This window comes from Burkholderia sp. S-53, from assembly GCF_025560745.1.
GTDB lineage: Bacteria > Pseudomonadota > Gammaproteobacteria > Burkholderiales > Burkholderiaceae > Burkholderia > Burkholderia pyrrocinia.
In genome coordinates, this window is record NZ_CP090484.1 from 2,762,515 (window position 1) to 2,778,526 (window position 16,012).

Sequence of the window (16,012 nt, forward strand, 5' to 3'; positions counted from 1 at the left end):
CCGGGGTGGCGAGAGTCGCCCCGGCGTGCCGCATGTTCGCGCAACCGAGAGATCCCATGTCGATGATTCTGCCTTCGCAGGCTTATGAATTGAAACTGGCGCCGCAACCGGCGCCGTTCTCGATCCTGACGTTCACCGGGCTGGACCGGATCAGCCAGCTGTACCGGTATGAGATCGAATTCACGAGCCCGGTTGCGGGCATTCCGATGGATCAGGTGCTGGGTCGGCCGGCGAAGTTCATCGTCGATCCGGTCGATCCGGACATGGGGTATCTGCTGAAGATGTTCGGGGAGAACGCCGGACAATTCAGCACGAAGCCGCCAGCGTATACGGTGCACGGGATCATCACCCGGTTCGATGAGCTTGGGACGTCGGCTGACGAGACGCGCTATCGGGTCGTGCTGGAGCCGACGTTGGCGGATCTCGATCGCGGGGTGACCAGCCGGCTGTTTCAGAAGCAGTCGGTCGAAGAGATCGTGACCGATACGTTGCGGCATTACGGGTATCGCGCGGGCGTCGATTTTCAGTTCCGGTTGCGACGCGAGTACAAGCGTCGCGAATACGTGACGCAGTATCGCGAGACCACGTTCGCATTCATCCGGCGGATTTGCGCCGAGGCTGGGATTTGGTTCCGGTGGGAACAGAAGAAGGATCGCGCGGTGGTCGTGTTCGGCGACGATCTGGATGCCTATTCGCGCAAGCAGCGCACGGTTCCCTATCGTCGCGATTCGGGGCTGGAGAGCGTCGGGGCCGATGCGATCAAGACGCTTGGGCGTGAAATGCAGCGTGTGCCGGAAACGGTGCGATTGCATGACTACAACCATCGGCAGGCCGGGGTGTCGCTACTGGTCGAGGAAAACGTCGCGCGTGACGACAAGACGACGAACTCGGTCGATTATCGCTGGGGCGAACATTACGAGACGCCGGAGGAAGGCAAGCGCGTGGCCCGGTTGCGGCACGAGGCTTATCTGGCCGGACAGATCATCTTCAAGGGGACGGGCAATCCGTTCTGGCTCGAAGCCGGCGAGGTGATGCGGGTCGAGCCGAATCCGGTCGATGCGAAGCACGGGATTTTCGTGACGTCGGTCGAGTCGCACGGCGGGCGCAGTGAGGCGTATTGGGTGGCGTTCGAGGGGATTCCGTCGGATCGGGTATGGCGCACGCCTATGGCGTCGGTTTCGCGGCCGGTGGTCGACGGGATCTTGCCTGCACGGATTACGTCGCCGGGCAATTACAAGTATGCGTATCTGACCGAGCAGGGTTGGTACGTGATCAAGCTGCCGTTCGATCTCGATGAATGGAGCCCGGGTGGGACGAGCCGACCGGTGCGGTTTGCGAAGCCGTATAGCGGCGACAACTATGGACATCACTTTCCGCTGATCGATGGCGCTGAAGTGGCCATTGTCCATACGGACGGCGATCCGAATCGGCCGGTGATCATCGGGGCGATGCACGACAGCGTGCATCCGGATCTGGTCAACAACCTGAACCATACGCGGAACCTGATTCGGACTACTGCGCGGAATGAGTTGCGGATGGAGGATAAGGAGGGTGTCGAGCATATCCACCTGACCACGCCGAATCAGACCAGTGAGTTGAATCTGGGGCACATGGTCGACGACGCCCGCAACCAACGAGGGCAGGGTGCCGAATTGCGCACCGACGGGCATCTCGCGATGCGCGGCCCGAAAGGTATGTTGCTGAGTACCGAGGCGCAGGTGGGCGCGACGGGGCACCAGCTCGACATGAAAGACGCCCAGGAGCAGTTGCAGCGGGCGATCGATCGCATGGAGTCGCTTTCCGAGGCAGTACGAGCCGCGGAGGCGACCGTCGCCGAGCTACAGCAACAGAAGTCGTTCTATGCGGAAGCGCTCGACGGCTTGAAGCGCGCGGCAGTTCTCGTGAGTGCGCCGTCAGGTATCGGACTCACGTCCGGGGAGCATTTGCAGGTCAATGCGGACGGGAATCTGATTGCGACTGCCGGCGGAAATTTTGACGTCGGAATTATGCGGAACTTCACCGTTGCAGCGGGAAGACAGGTGTCGCTCTTCGCGCAGGCACAGGGGGTGCGGGTCACCGCAGCCAAGCAGGATGTTGTTGTCCAGGCCCGTACGGGTGCGATGGCGCTGTCCGCGTCGAAGGACATGAACTTTACCAGTGCCGATGGCGCGATTCTCGCTGCCTCGCGGGGAGCCCTTACGCTGACCAGTGGGGGTGCCTACCTCAAGATCGACGGCGGCAACATCGAACTCGGATGCCCGGGAGATATCACGCTCAAGTGCGGAAATTTCCACTGGACCGACCCCGCCTCGCTTTCGGCTCCGCTGCCGAGCATGCCAATTGGACCATGCAAGGAGTGCTTGCTGGATGCGCACCGTGGTGTCGAAGCGATGACGGAGGTTGCTTGATGAGCGGATCCGAGCGTGCGATGCCGGCCGGTGGTTCGGATGCGGCATGGGAGGTGTGGCGCAATCGATTGTTGTCGCAGTTCGACGCATTCGAAGCCGCCGATGTTCCGGCGTACCTGTACATACTCGTCGATGCACGCGCAAATCCGGATCTCGACAAACTGCTGGTTCAGGTTCCAAGGCTGGAATGGCGCTCGCTGTGGGACGGTACCGTTATCGAGTCCTACACGGACATTGCCCCCTATTTGATTGCGATCGATCGTTTCGCACTTGATGATCCGCACGATCTGCAAAGCCGGCTTGTCCGGCGGCTCTGGAAAGAGTCGAGCGGGCTGCACATGCTGACGTGGATATGGTCTCCGCTTCCGACGCAGTCTCTGGTTGAGCATTTTCGATCGTTCTGTAGTTATTCAACGCCAGACAAGCGCGCGTATTTCCTGCATTTCTACGATAACCGGATTCTCGCCAGGTTACGGATAGTCTGGAGCGGAGAGCAGGCACAAACGTTTCTCTCGCCGTGCGTAGAGATCTGGTATCGCGATCGCGAATCGAACGAGATCGTATGGTGCAACGATGCGGGTGTGGCCGATGCAATCGTCGAGGGGGAGCCTGTGATGGCAGTGGAGCAGCACATGGCGTTGCTGCGGCTCGGTCGCGTCGACAAGCTCGTGATGCAACTGCGCACGATGTATGGAGCAATGCTCGACGATTTCACGGATTTGACGCTTTACCAACGTGTTTCGGAACAACTGGAACGTGCTGACCGATACCGTATAGCTGACCAAGACGACCTGTTGAACTACGTTTCAAAGGGCGTCGTCATTTCGCCGCGATTCGATGAACATCCGCTGATTCGGAAGCGGCTGGCCAGCGCGATGAACGGCGAGCAGACGTTTCGGGACGCGTTGAGTCGCATCGATGCTGATGTTTTGCGTGAGGCGTCTCGCGTCAGGTCGGAATCCGAGGATTCTGAGGGGGCCTCGCATGATTAGGCGGTTCTTCGTCATATTGGCTGTAGTGCCAGCACTAACCGGCTGCGACGCGTTTTCGTCCGAGCCGACCTACCGCGGTGTCAGCATCATGGGGCTCAACTACACGCCGTTCAATCTGAGCGAGTTCACGATTCGAGACAAATATGGCAACAGAGCGGGCGGAGGGGGAGATTTGCCGCCGGGTGCGGGTGCCGGGAGGTTGAGTTGTTGCTACAAGCTGAAGGGAACGGATTTCACGGTCGATTGGGAAGTCTATGACGCGGATGAAGCCATCAAGGATTTGTATGCTCCGATCAAGAAGATCCACAAGACGACTGCGGTCAAATTTCCGCCGACAAAAGTCAAGGGCGGAGCGGGTGAGGATGTGCTTGCGGTGCACTTTTATCCGGACGATCACATCGAGTTTGAGATTCGTAACGACATGAGCGGGACGAGGATCGATTACACGGAAGTAGACCACTGGTTTCAGACCAAGTACGGGAAGGCGGCGAACCCCGATGATGCGGACATGGCTGTCGCGTTTAGACGAACGGCACGTGTTGCATCGCAAGGGTGGCTGAAGTATCGACTGACTGACACGAAGGATCTGGAGCAGTACGTGTACTACACGCAGCTCGTCAATCCAAAATTTGATGAACATCCGGTGGCGCAGCGGATCTTGAAGGAGACGGAAGGCAAGCCGGGTGCGTTCGGTGCGGCGATGGTGAGCTTGCCGGATGTCGTTGTTCGGAAAATCAAGCAAGGTCGCTTTGATTAGGCATCTTTAGTGGTGGATGCCGATCATCCAGGTCGACTCCGGGATCGAGTGTGCGAAACGAGGGTTGCATGACGGATTGTGTTCTTGAGTTTGAGGTGTTCCAGCAATGATTAAACGGGTTGTCATCTTGCTCGCCGTCGTACTGACGTTAGCCGGCTGCGACGCGTTTTCGTCCGAGCCGACCTACGGCGGCGTCAGCATCATGGGGCTCAACTACACGCCGTTCAATCTGAGCGAGTTCACGATTCGAGACAAATATGGCAACAGAGCGAGCGGAGGGGGAGATTTGCCGCCGGGTGCGGGTGCTGGGAGGTTGAGTTGTTGCTACAAGCTGAAGGGAACGGATTTCACGGTCGACTGGGAAGTCTATGACCAGGACGAGTTCATGAAAGACCCGTACGCGCCGATCAAGAAGATCCACAAGACAACCGAGGTTAAATTTCGGCCGACAAAAGTCAGAGGCGGAGCGGGGGAGGATGTGCTTGCGGTGCACTTTTATCCAGACGATCACATCGAGTTTGAGATTCGTAACGACATGAGTGGATCGAGGATCTCCTATGCGAAAGTCAATCATCGGTTTCAAACCAAGTACGGGGAAGCGGCCAACCCCGATGATGCGGACATGGCTGTTGCGTTTAGACGAACGGCACGTGTTGCATCGCAAGGCTGGCTGAAATATCGGCTGACTGACACGAAGGATCTGGAGCAGTACGTGTACTACACGCAGCTCGTCAATCCGAAATTCGATGAACATCCGGTGGTGCAGCGGATCTTGAAGGAAACGGAAGGCAAACCGGGCGCGTTCGGTGCGGCGATGGCGAGCTTGCCGGATGCCGTTGTTCGGAAAATCAAGCAAGGTCGCTTTGATTAGGCATCTTTAGTGGTGGACGCCGATCATCCAGGTCGACACCGGGATCGAGTTTGCGAAACGAGGGTTGCATGACGGATTGTGTTTTTGAGTTTGAGGTAATCCAGCAATGATTAAACGGTTTGTCATCTTGCTCGCCGTCGTACTGACGTTGGCCGGCTGCGACGCGTTTTCGTCCGAGCCGACCTACGGCGGCGTCAGCATCATGGGGCTCAACTACACGCCGTTCAATCTGAGCGGGTTCACGATTCGAGACAAATATGGCAACAGAGCGAGCGGAGGGGGAGATTTGCCGCCGGGTGCGGGTGCCGGGAGGTTGAGTTGTTGCTACAAGCTGAAGGGAACGGATTTCACGGTCGACTGGGAAGTCTATGACCAGGACGAGTTCATGAAAGACCCGTACGCGCCGATCAAGAAGATCCACAAGACAACCGAGGTTAAATTTCTGCCGACAAAAGTCAAGGGCAGAGCGGGGGAAGACGTGCTTGCGGTGCACTTTTATCCGGACGATCACATCGAGTTTGAGATTCGTAACGACATGAGTGGGACGAGGATCGATTACACAGAAGTGGATTACTGGTTTCAAACCACGTACGGGGAAGCGGCCAACCCCGATGATGCGGACATGGCTGTCGCGTTTAGACGCACGGCACGTGTTGCATCGCAAGGCTGGCTGAAATATCGGCTGACTGACACGAAGGATCTGGAGCAGTACGTGTACTACACGCAGCTCGTCAATCCGAAATTCGATAAGCATCCGGTGGTGCAGCGGATCTTGAAGGAGACGGAAGGCAAGCCGGGCGCGTTCGGTGCGGCGATGGAGAGCTTGCCGGATGCCGTTGTTCGAGAAATCAAGAAAGGTCGATTTGATTAGGCATCTTTAGTGGTGGATGCCGATCATCCAGGTCGACACCGGGATCGAGTTTACGAAACGAGGTTTGCATGACGGATTGTGTTCTTGAGTTTGAGGTATTTCAGCAATGATTAAACGGGTTGTCATCTTGCTCGCCGTCGTACTGACGTTAGGTGGCTGCGACGCGTTTTCATCCGAGCCGACCTACGGCGGGGTCAGCGTCATGGGGCTCAACTACACGCCGTTCAATCTGAGCGAGTTCACGATTCGAGACAAATATGGCAACAGAGCGAGCGGAGGGGGCGATTTGCCGCCGGGTGCGGGCGCCGGGAGGTTGAGTTGTTGCTACAAGCTAAAGGGAACGGATTTCACGGTTGACTGGGAAGTCTATGACGCGGATGAAGCCATCAAGGATTTGTACGCGCCGATCAAGAAGATTCACAAGACGACCGAGGTTAAGTTTCCGCCGACAAAAGTCAGAGGCGGAGCGGGGGAGGATGTGCTTGCGGTGCACTTTTATCCAGACGATCACATCGAGTTTGAGATTCGTAACGACATGAGTGGATCGAGGATCTCCTATGCGAAAGTCAATCATCGGTTTCAAACCAAGTACGGGGAAGCGGCCAACCCCGATGATGCGGACATGGCTGTTGCGTTTAGACGAACGGCACGTGTTGCATCGCAAGGCTGGCTGAAATATCGGCTGACTGACACGAAGGATCTGGAGCAGTACGTGTACTACACGCAGCTCGTCAATCCGAAATTCGATAAGCATCCGGTGGTGCAGCGGATCTTGAAGGAGACGGAAGGCAAGCCGGGCGCGTTCGGTGCGGCGATGGAGAGCTTGCCGGCTCCTATTGTTCAGGAAATTAAGAGCGGTCGATTTGAACGGGGTGTGGCAGGAGGACGATATGATTGACAAGCCTGTCGTGAGCGCAGAGGATCGCACTCCCGCAGAAGTGCGCGCTGCAATCGGAGAGAATCAGAAAGCGTATCCACATGATGAATGCATTCCTTGTGGAGCCGTGATACACGTCGGTTTTTTCTTCGATGGGTTTAGCCGTCATCGTGACTACGATGAAAAGAACACATCTCGATATTCGAACATATGCCGACTCTGGGAGGCCCATCGTGATAACGAAGACCCTCGCCGGGAACTGGAGTCAAACCAATTTTGGTATCCGCTCTATTATTCCGGACTAGGAACGGAGTTGAACAAGGAGGCCCGAGAGGGGCAGATCGTCTCCGCAGCCTTTAAGCTTGGAAATCAAGTTGCCACGGCAGCGGGTTCGATCGCAGTCAGCGTCGGCGAGAACGTAACCGGCATGAAACGGCTTCCCATCAGCCCGAAAGACACTGTCACGGAAGGACTCAAGAAGGGTCTCGAGGAATTTTCGTTTCGGCCAATCGCGCAGTCTTTCAAAGACCTGGTCGACTCAGTCGAATCGGTGCCGCGCAATATCGGCCGAGTGTTGCAACTGCAGCGTGAAAACCGCTGGCTTCGACGCGGCCGTGCCGCCACTCGCGCAATTCTCTACGACGCGAAGAAGAATTTTCCATCGATCGCCCAAAGCGCCGCCAAGTCGGTGTTCTTTGGCGTGGTGATCGATTCGATTCCATGGTTTCGTGACAACCGCGCCGTCGCCCGTGTATTTGGAACAGGCGTCGAGGACCGACTGGCGGCTGCGATGGCGCAGTTTGAAAAATCAATTGCCGACGCTAAGCAGACGACACCAAAGGTTCAGCGGATCCAGGTATCGATCTTCGGTGCCGACCGTGGCTGTGTTCTTGCTCGGGCGCTGGCGAATGAACTGACCCGGCGATACAAGCGCCCGAGCGATACGAAGCTGGCCTTTGTCGATCCGAAAGATCCCAACCAAACGGCTATTCCGATCGAAATCAAGTTCCTGGGGCTGCTGGATGCCGTGTCTTCGTTGATGGAAGAGAACAAGCTGCTGGGGATCGTGCCGGTTCTTGGCCTGCTCAAACAGAACTACGGAGACCGCGATCTGGCGGTGCCGGCGTCGGTGCAGCGATGCGTGCATTTTGCCGCGGCGCATGAACTGCGTTTCTATCAGCGGCTCGATAGCCTCGAGAACACGCGCGGGCTTCAATACCTCTATCCAGGAACGAGCGAAGACATTACCGGTGGGGCGCCTCCAGGAACGCTCGGAGCACGCGCGGAACTGCAGCGTGTCGTTTTGCGCGACATGCTCAATGAAGCGGTATCGCATGGTGTCGTGCTGGATACGATGGAGGACTTGGCGAAATGGAAGCCAGACGTGTTTCGGCGATTCACCCTCGCTAATCCCATTTCCGACGGCAAAACCTCCTACAAAATCGGAGAACTGATTGATGCCTACCGCAAGATAGTTCCCTACGTCGCGCGTCTGAACTTTGTCGAACACATGCAGGTATTTCTGCGCTGGATGGCAGTTCGCTACCAATCCCCAGCATTTCGTGCAGCCGTGACGAACCGCTTCGACGACCTTGCTGCCCGGCATCGGGAACTCCTGAAGGAGCGCAACGACGCCGAGGCCGCGTATCTCGCACTGCGAAACCAGCGGCCGCCGGCGGATAGGGAGACGCTCGGCAAGGCCTATGCGCGCTGGCAGAACGCGGTCTTGCCGGAGATGCTTTCCGGCCGCGATACGGGTATCGAGAAAGCGCGCCCTTCAGTGGGCGTCTGGGAGCGCATCCAGAGCGAATCCGAAGAGCTGATGCAGCGCGAATCCCTGCAATCCGGGCTGCAGAAATCGGTCAATCTGATACGTGAAATGGCTCGCGACGGTTCATTGCCGTGGGATGGTGACCCGGAGTTCAGCGCAACGACGATCGAGGCCTGGATGATGACGCCGGAACAGGAAACGCTGATCCAGGCATGGAAGTTGGGCCTGAGCGGCAAAAGCCCGTTGCCGCCGAAAGTCATGGCGCTATTCGACCTGCTGGTTCACGACACGATGCTGACGAGCTGGCATGACCATGTGCTCTCGTCGAATCTTTACTTCCAGACCCGTGCCATCGACACATTCGGAAGCAGCGACTATGTCGGCGAAGAAAAGAAACGCAAGCGCGACGAAAAGCACGGAGAGCGCGTCAGGCAGGCCAGCGAGGCGATGACACCCGCTGCCCGGTTGCCGGGACGCTGATAACGCAGGATCAGTCGTTCGCCGTCGAATTGCGGTGGCGAGGCCAGTTTAGTTCGGGGGTACACATGGCAGGCATCATTCGCGTCGGCGACAGCCATACCGGCGGCGGCAACGTGACGGCCGGTTCGGCCACGCGCTTTTTCATGGGCCGTCCGCTGGCGCGGCTCCACGATCCCGTGACCTGCCCGCGGCACGGCGACAACCGTATCGCAACCGCAACCTCTGGGGCATTCGATGATGGCTGTGAAGTCGCGCAGCACGACGATTTGTGCGAGTGCGGCTGTCGTTTGCTTTCCTCTCTTCCGAACAGCGGACGCCGCTAATCGATGGCGCTGGATTTCTCATCCCTTCCGCCCGAGAAGCCGATTCCTGACAAATCGCCGTCGCGGTTTCTCTGGGGCGCGGTGTTCCTTGTGCTGACGTCGGCCGGCATATTTGCCGTACTGATGCTTTGGCCGGCAGGCGAACCGACTCACACGCCATGGTTCTGGACATGTGTATCCGTATATCCGACGGGCTTTTCTGCCTTCGTCGTGTCCCGGCGCTATCGGGCATACGAACTAGAACGCGCGAAAGTCCAGGCATGGAACGACGCAAGCCGGAAGTACAACGCGCAAGCTTTTGCGCGGGAGAGCGTGCCGATGCTTGTCCTGGGAGTAGCCGCACGTGTTACCGCAGACGATACGAAAACCGGTGTCGACCAGATCGTCGATGGAACGATAAAGTTGCGTGCCAAGGCTTCGGAGCGGAAAGCAAATGAATCGGTTTCGGCAAGATGGTTTGAGCCGATTCAAGCCCGCCTGGCCGCTGACGATGCCGAACGTCATGAGTGGGTTCTTGCATGGCTTTACGAGCGACTGCTGAACGATCTGAAGAAGACATTGGGCGCGCTCCATCCGGATTTGCCGTTGCGCGTTGTGCTCGATCTTTCCGGTTACACCGGAGAGCGCGACGTAGTCGAGATGTGGCAGCGCGAATGGCGACGTCACGAGTTGCGATTCGCGATAACGGACCGGGTTTCAGCCCCACTCGATCTGATGACGATAGATTCCTGGCTCGACGATCAGAACGGGCCGCTGCATCGGCATGCGGTGTTGCTCGTATCCATCACCCTCAACAAGGTGATTGGCGAGCCACCGGCGAAGGATTCGGCGGAAGCCGGGGTGGGATTGTTGCTGGCTTCCGAGGCGCTTGCATCGCGTTTCGAATTGCAACCGGTTGCCGCGTTCCACCGACCCCGTCGAGCCGGCAATGACAACCCTGACCATGCGCTTACCTACGGGCTTCGTTGGGGCGGTGCCACGGCGGATGACATCGGAGCGTTGTGGATGACCGGATTCGATAGCCAGGCGGCCGGTTCCGTGCGCGCGGCGTTAAACGCAGGCAGTCCGGAAGGAGAGAACGACGAACCCATACCGGAGTTCGAGCTCGATCGAATCGTCGGCAAGGCGGGAACCTCGGCAGGATGGCTTGCCGCTGCTTGCGCAGCATACATGGCCGGTCAATCGCCAAAGCCGCAGCTGGTCGCACAGCGCGACGCAGCCCATATGTTCATCGCTGTCGTGACGAACCTGAATAACGCATCAACAACACACGCACTTCCGCATGAACCGGATATTCAAACTTGACCTGTTCGGGACCCTTGCTTTTGTCGTCCTTCCCGGGCTGATCGTCTGGATGCGACCGCACTGGATTGGAATATCCGCGGCGGATCGAGGATTGGCGCTGGCCGCTTTATGCGCCCTATTCGTGGCGTTCTTGCTCATTTTCAGCTTCAGTGATTCGTCCCGGCCGGCCAATGGCTGGCGCGCTGTGAAGAAGTGGGTCAATGATCACGCTCTTCGCGCGCCGGCTCCGTCGGGAAACGGCCCGACGGGTAACGCCGCGATTCGAGCCGAAGTGCTTAAGCAGGCCCAGGTGGAGAGGCACGGCTGGCGATGGCGCTATCGCGATCGCTGGGTGCTGGTCGCCGGCGACTATCCGCTCGTCCGGCGTCTCGCACCCGGGTTGGCTGATACCGGCTATGCGGTTCTCGGCAATACGATCGTGCTGTATGCGCGGCAAATTGACGACAAACTCGACACCGAATGGCTCGATCGGATTCGTCGCCTGCGTCGACGTCGTCCGATCGACGCGATTGTGGCCATTACTCGTCATCGAAGTTCCGGCGATGCGTCGTTCGACGTCGACGAACTCGTCGCGCGGCTTGCTCGCCATGCACGCACGTTGCGCTGGGCTGCACCGGCTTATCTTCTGGACGTGACGGATTTCGGTAGCGAACGGGTTGGTCCGGACGAAGCGATGGGTTTTACGTGGGCGAACACACACTTGAGTGGTGAGGAGATTGACGAGTCGTTGCGAAATCTCGTCGACGATCTCTCGGACGCCGGTGTCGCGCGCCTCGCCTTGAATGCCGATGACCGTTACCCGGCCGAACTGTCGCAGCATGTTTCGAGGTTGCGTGGGGCGTTGTCGGATCTGCTGCTTCGAACCGCTGAATCCACCGTTTCGAGACATGCGCTTCACGGGCTGATGTTCGCACCTCTATTCAAGGCGCGGGATCTGGCGTCGCCAGATCCTAGTCTGCCGAGAGGCGATTCGATTGATGGCGACTTACGGTCCAATTCTCGACACCGGACCATCTGGCAAACCGTCGCCGATCACAGCCGCAAGGTTCATGGTCGCCGCGTCGGCTTTTCGCTGTCGACCACGGCAGCGTGGATGGCGATCGCCGTGATCGGCTTCTGGATTGCTGGCGCGATGCTGTCCGGCTTCGTCAACCGCGCAACGATCGGAAGCGCAGCAGACACGGTCGCGACACTCAAGGGAACCGACGACCCGACGCGGTTGCTGCAGACGCTAGTCAACCTTGACCGACAGATCGACACGCTTGAAATTCACCAGCGCGCCCGCGCACCGCTGAGTGCCCGCTTCGGCCTGAACCGCGACCACGCATTGCTCGATGCCCTCTGGCCACACTATGCCGATGCGGCAAACCGCATTCTCGTTGGCCCGATTCGCCTGCAGCTCGAGGCGAGACTGCATCAACTGGCATCGCTATCCGACGCAGAAATCGCTAGCGGCGGCGATGCCCAGGTACAGGCCGCGTACGACACACTCAAGACCTATCTGATGCTCGCGAAGCCGGAGCGCGCGGTGGCCGCATTCCTGACACCCCAGCTCGTTGCGACGTCCATGCCCGCGCGCCCCGTCAATTCATCGTTGTCGCCAGGCAGGTGGGAGGACTTGCGGCAGCAAGCCATTACATTCTTCACGAGTCACCTGGGACCCGGTGCGAAGTCGACGGCGGCTGCGTTGGCGATCGTTCCGAACAGTACCTTGATCGCAGCAACTCGCCAGACGGTGATCGGCGTTCGGGGCATTCAGAATTCGCGGGACGCGGTCTACCAGCAGATCCTCGACGAAGCGACGCCGAAGTACCCGCCTGTGTCGCTTGCCACGCTGCTGGGTGACGCGGCATCCCAGGCCGGTGCAGGCGGCGCGACAAGCCGTGGCTTGTTCAACACGACCATGACCATACCGGGCGTATTCACGCGCGCAGCATGGGACGAACGGATCGCCAAGGCCATCGACGAAGCCGGCGAGCAACACGACGTTGCAAGCGACTGGGTGCTTTCCGACACCAAGGCCACCGGCCAGCCCTCGTCGACACTAAAGGACGAACTGCGCCAGCGCTATTTCGACGACTATGCGCGCGCCTGGGCACTGTTCCTCAACAGCGTGCGCTGGCAACCGGCGCCGACGCTTTCCGCCACGGCCGATCAACTGACCTTGCTGGGCGATCCGCAACGTTCGCCGCTCGTCGCGCTGATGAACGCGATCGTCTATCAGGCGGGAACGGGAGCCAACACGCAGTCGCTGTCCGACACGCTGATCAGCAAGGCGCAGCAGCTCGTCGGTGCCGACGAAAAGGATCCGTCGAAGCAGGTCAAGCCGCAGCTTGCGCCGCTGGCGGCGGCGTTCGGCCCGATCCTGCGCCTGACCGGCAGCGATCTCGTCTCCGGCGTGCCGGCCAACGGCAAAACCGCCGCCGCGCAAATGGCCGCGACCGGTGACCTGAGCCTTGCCCGATATCTGGAGCGCATCACGGCCATGCGCCTGAAGACGTCGCAAATCGTCTCCAGCGCCGATCCGGATGCGGTTGCGCGACTGGCCGCCCAGTCGGTGTTGCAGGGCAAGACATCCGACATCGCCGACAGCCGCGACTATGCGAGCCGGGTCGCCGCGAGCCTCGGTGAACAGTGGTCCGGCTTTGGCGCACTGTTCCGGGCGCCGTTCGATCAGGCATGGCAGGTCATCGTGCAGCCGGCCGCGTCGAGCCTGAACGAGATCTGGCGCGCGGCGATCGTGGCCGACTGGAACAAGTCGTTCGGCGGCCGCTATCCGTTCGCGGATTCGGACAACGACGCATCGCTGCCCGAAATGGCGCGCTTCATGCGGCCCGATGGCGGCGTGATCACGCAATTCGTGACGACGCAACTCGCCGGCGTCATCGAGCGGCAGGGCGACCGCTGGGTGCCCGCACCGGGCACCGATTCCGGTGCGCTGACGATCGATCCGGGCTTCCTGAGCGGGTTGAACAAACTCACGCGCATTTCGACGGTGCTGTTCCCGTCCGGCGATGCACGCGTGCGCTACGAGTTGCAGGCGGTGCCGACGCCGGGCGTCACCGACATGCGATTCGTGTTGTCCGGCCGCGAATTGCACTACTTCAACCAGAAGCAGGAATGGACGCCGTTCGAATGGCCTGGCCAGTCGCTCGAAAACCTGTCGCATATCGAATGGCAGACGGAGCAGGGTGGTTTGCGGACGGCGCTCGATTCGCAGGGGCGCTTCGGACTGGTTCGCCTGTTCGAGCGAGCGAAGGTCACGCAACAGGACATTGCACGTTACCTGCTGACCTGGACGCCGGATACGAGCCAGGGCATCCCGCTGAAGGTGCAACTGCGCAGCGAGGCGGGCGCCGGCCCGCTCGACGTTCTCCAGTTGCGCAACTTCGTGCTGCCTGCGCGGATTTTCGTGACCGGGGCGGCGAGTGCCGGGCCGAAGGTGTCGACAGCCAGTCCGCCGCCGTTGCCGGCTGCCGCGATTGCCGCAGCCAGGCACGCTGCCGTGCCGTTGCCACCGGGGCTGCCGGGTGCGATGACATGGCCGGATGAAGCGATGCCGGTGGAGTCCAGTAAGGCGTCCCGCCAGACGACCGCGATAGCTGAAGCACGTCCGAGCGCGCCCGTCGAGAAACCACCAAAGGGCGATCCGCGAATGGCGGTGTCTTCGCTGGCGACGAATTCCGCGTCTTCCGATGCGTCCACCAGACCGTTCGGACACGCCCTCCGTTTGCTGGGCGACGCATTTACGTTCTGAGACCTGCCATGACGCTTGCCAATTTCGTAAAGACACTCGTCGGCGGACCTCGCGTTGATTCGCTGCAGGAATCCCGACAGACCACCTGGGCAGCATGGCTGGTTCCGATACCCGGGGAGCAAGCATGCGGCCGCGATCCCGGCTACGAGGATGCGTTCTTCGAACTGAAGGACGAGGCAAACAAGCTGTCGGGAATCGACGACGGATTGATCGTCCGCACCTGCGAGCAATTGCTCAAGGAAACTGGAAAGGATCTGCGTCTGGTCGGCTACTACACGTTTGCGAGGTTGCGGCAGGACGGTCCGGCCGGCTTTGCCGACGGACTCGAACTGGCTGCTTCGCTAGTGGACCGGTTCGGCGAGGCTGTGCTGCCCACGCGAGCCGAGGCGAAGCGGGCGGCGATGGAAATGCTGGCAACGTCGCGCATGATCGAGACGCTGGACAGCCGCGGCGACTTTGCGCCGGTCGATCTCGAGCGTGCGCTTGCTGCGCTCGACGTGCTCGTCGGACAAACAGGAAACTGGCCGGAAGCCGCGCGGCCGAATTTGCAGCCGCTGGTTACCCGTTTCGAGCGCAAGGATGAACCAGCTCGCGGTGCGGATCCGGGCGTGGTCCCGCCGCAAAAGATCAATTCGGTTCCCGCGTCGAGTGGGGCGATCGCGTCGGCGCGCGACCTGCTCGATCAGGCACGTTCGATGTCGGCGTGGCTGCGGGATCAGGAAAACGGCTATTTGCCGTCGGTGCGCCTCGTGCGCAGCGTTCGCTGGGACACCTTGCATGACGTGCCGCCAGCGGATGCCGCATCGCATACGCGTCTGATGCCGCCGCGCGCCGAGTTGCGCCAGCAGATGAAGCGCCTTGTGCTGCAGAAGCACTGGCACGAGTTGCTGGAGCGTGTCGAGGGCGCATTCATGGAAGGCGTGAATCACCTGTGGTTCGATCTGCAGTACTTCCAGCATGTCGCGCTCGATCACGTCGGCACGCCGTACAGCGCGTGGCGCGAACTGCTGCGCGCCGACTTTGCGCTGTTTCTCGAACGGTTGCCGGGCATCGAACGGCTGGCATTCAGCGACGGCACGCCGTTCTCCGACGACACGACGCTCGAATGGATCGCCCGGCACGCGGTCGTGCGCGACCTGGAGGCGGGCGAGACGGTGGCGCCGCTGCCGGTCTCCGCGGATAGCGAGGGCGACGCCGCCGGCGACTGGCCTGAAATCGAGGGCCAGGCTCGCGAACTTGCCTCGCGCGACAGCATCGAGACGGCCTTCGCATGGCTCGAAGCGCTGCCCGGCATGAAAACCGATCGGCATCGCTACCTGCAGCGGTTCGTGATGGCCCGGCTGGCCGATCATGCCGGCCGTCCCGATGCGGCGCTCGCGCTGCTTGCCGAGCTCGACGAGTCGTCGCGGTCACTGCCGCTGATGCGCTGGGAGCCGGCGCTGACGTTCGAAGTCAAGCAACAACTCGTCAAGGCATTGAAAACGATGAGCAGCCGCAAAGATGCCGACAAGCCGGCGCTCATGCGTCGTGTTGCTGAACTGCAGGCCGAACTGACCGTGCTCGATCCCGCTCGCGCCTTGACTCTTTCGTAACGGATTCT

At 60.0% G+C, this 16,012-nt stretch carries 11 protein-coding genes; all 11 read left to right on the top strand.

The features are described from left to right. The first annotated feature begins 56 nt into the window (after nt 1-56). The gene (locus LXM88_RS34500; RefSeq protein WP_262543962.1) at nt 57-2,408 is read left to right on the top strand and encodes a type VI secretion system Vgr family protein; all 2,352 of its coding nucleotides are present in this window, start codon (nt 57-59) and stop codon (nt 2,406-2,408) included. Further along, complete coding sequence (locus LXM88_RS34505) at nt 2,408-3,400, top strand: DUF4123 domain-containing protein (protein WP_262543963.1); 993 nt, start codon at nt 2,408-2,410, stop codon at nt 3,398-3,400. The genes LXM88_RS34500 and LXM88_RS34505 overlap by 1 nt, the downstream gene beginning before the upstream one ends. Next, on the top strand, nt 3,393-4,157 hold the full coding sequence (locus tag LXM88_RS34510) for a DUF3304 domain-containing protein (RefSeq protein ID WP_262543964.1): 765 nt from the start codon (nt 3,393-3,395) through the stop codon (nt 4,155-4,157). Before LXM88_RS34505 ends, LXM88_RS34510 begins: the two co-directional genes overlap by 8 nt. Before the next feature lie 106 nt (nt 4,158-4,263). Then, nucleotides 4,264-5,028 carry a DUF3304 domain-containing protein gene (locus LXM88_RS34515; RefSeq protein WP_262543965.1) on the top strand — a complete coding sequence of 255 codons (765 nt, stop codon included), beginning with the start codon at nt 4,264-4,266 and terminating at the stop codon, nt 5,026-5,028. Nucleotides 5,029-5,134: 106 nt separating this feature from the next. Beyond that, nucleotides 5,135-5,899, top strand: coding sequence for a DUF3304 domain-containing protein (locus tag LXM88_RS34520; RefSeq protein WP_262543966.1), 765 nt, complete (start codon nt 5,135-5,137; stop codon nt 5,897-5,899). A 106-nt stretch (nt 5,900-6,005) separates the two neighbouring features. Then, the gene (locus LXM88_RS34525) at nt 6,006-6,797 is read left to right on the top strand and encodes a DUF3304 domain-containing protein (protein ID WP_262543967.1); all 792 of its coding nucleotides are present in this window, start codon (nt 6,006-6,008) and stop codon (nt 6,795-6,797) included. Continuing rightward, a complete protein-coding gene (locus LXM88_RS34530; protein ID WP_262543968.1) occupies nt 6,790-9,027 on the top strand; it encodes a DUF2235 domain-containing protein in 2,238 nt (745 codons plus the stop codon). Before LXM88_RS34525 ends, LXM88_RS34530 begins: the two co-directional genes overlap by 8 nt. Nucleotides 9,028-9,092: 65 nt before the next feature. Then, a complete protein-coding gene (locus LXM88_RS34535; protein WP_262543969.1) occupies nt 9,093-9,350 on the top strand; it encodes a PAAR domain-containing protein in 258 nt (85 codons plus the stop codon). Nucleotides 9,351-9,353: 3 nt separating this feature from the next. Then, complete coding sequence (locus LXM88_RS34540) at nt 9,354-10,655, top strand: hypothetical protein (RefSeq protein WP_262543970.1); 1,302 nt, start codon at nt 9,354-9,356, stop codon at nt 10,653-10,655. Further along, nucleotides 10,633-14,412, top strand: coding sequence for an ImcF-related family protein (locus tag LXM88_RS34545; RefSeq protein WP_262543971.1), 3,780 nt, complete (start codon nt 10,633-10,635; stop codon nt 14,410-14,412). The genes LXM88_RS34540 and LXM88_RS34545 overlap by 23 nt, the downstream gene beginning before the upstream one ends. An 8-nt stretch (nt 14,413-14,420) precedes the next feature. Then, a complete protein-coding gene (gene tssA, locus LXM88_RS34550; RefSeq protein ID WP_262543972.1) occupies nt 14,421-16,004 on the top strand; it encodes a type VI secretion system protein TssA in 1,584 nt (527 codons plus the stop codon). Nucleotides 16,005-16,012 lie beyond the last annotated feature (8 nt).

Excerpts from the sequence above, each read along its gene's own strand:
- LXM88_RS34515 (WP_262543965.1), top strand. The coding sequence starts at position 4,264 with ATGATTAAACGGGTTGTCATCTTGCTCGCCGTCGTACTGACGTTAGCC.
- LXM88_RS34510 (WP_262543964.1), top strand. The coding sequence starts at position 3,393 with ATGATTAGGCGGTTCTTCGTCATATTGGCTGTAGTGCCAGCACTAACC.
- LXM88_RS34530 (WP_262543968.1), top strand. The coding sequence starts at position 6,790 with ATGATTGACAAGCCTGTCGTGAGCGCAGAGGATCGCACTCCCGCAGAA.
- LXM88_RS34520 (WP_262543966.1), top strand. The coding sequence starts at position 5,135 with ATGATTAAACGGTTTGTCATCTTGCTCGCCGTCGTACTGACGTTGGCC.
- LXM88_RS34525 (WP_262543967.1), top strand. The coding sequence starts at position 6,006 with ATGATTAAACGGGTTGTCATCTTGCTCGCCGTCGTACTGACGTTAGGT.
- LXM88_RS34535 (WP_262543969.1), top strand. The coding sequence starts at position 9,093 with ATGGCAGGCATCATTCGCGTCGGCGACAGCCATACCGGCGGCGGCAAC.
- LXM88_RS34540 (WP_262543970.1), top strand. The coding sequence starts at position 9,354 with ATGGCGCTGGATTTCTCATCCCTTCCGCCCGAGAAGCCGATTCCTGAC.
- LXM88_RS34505 (WP_262543963.1), top strand. The coding sequence starts at position 2,408 with ATGAGCGGATCCGAGCGTGCGATGCCGGCCGGTGGTTCGGATGCGGCA.
- tssA (WP_262543972.1), top strand. The coding sequence starts at position 14,421 with ATGACGCTTGCCAATTTCGTAAAGACACTCGTCGGCGGACCTCGCGTT.
- LXM88_RS34545 (WP_262543971.1), top strand. The coding sequence starts at position 10,633 with ATGAACCGGATATTCAAACTTGACCTGTTCGGGACCCTTGCTTTTGTC.
- LXM88_RS34500 (WP_262543962.1), top strand. The coding sequence starts at position 57 with ATGTCGATGATTCTGCCTTCGCAGGCTTATGAATTGAAACTGGCGCCG.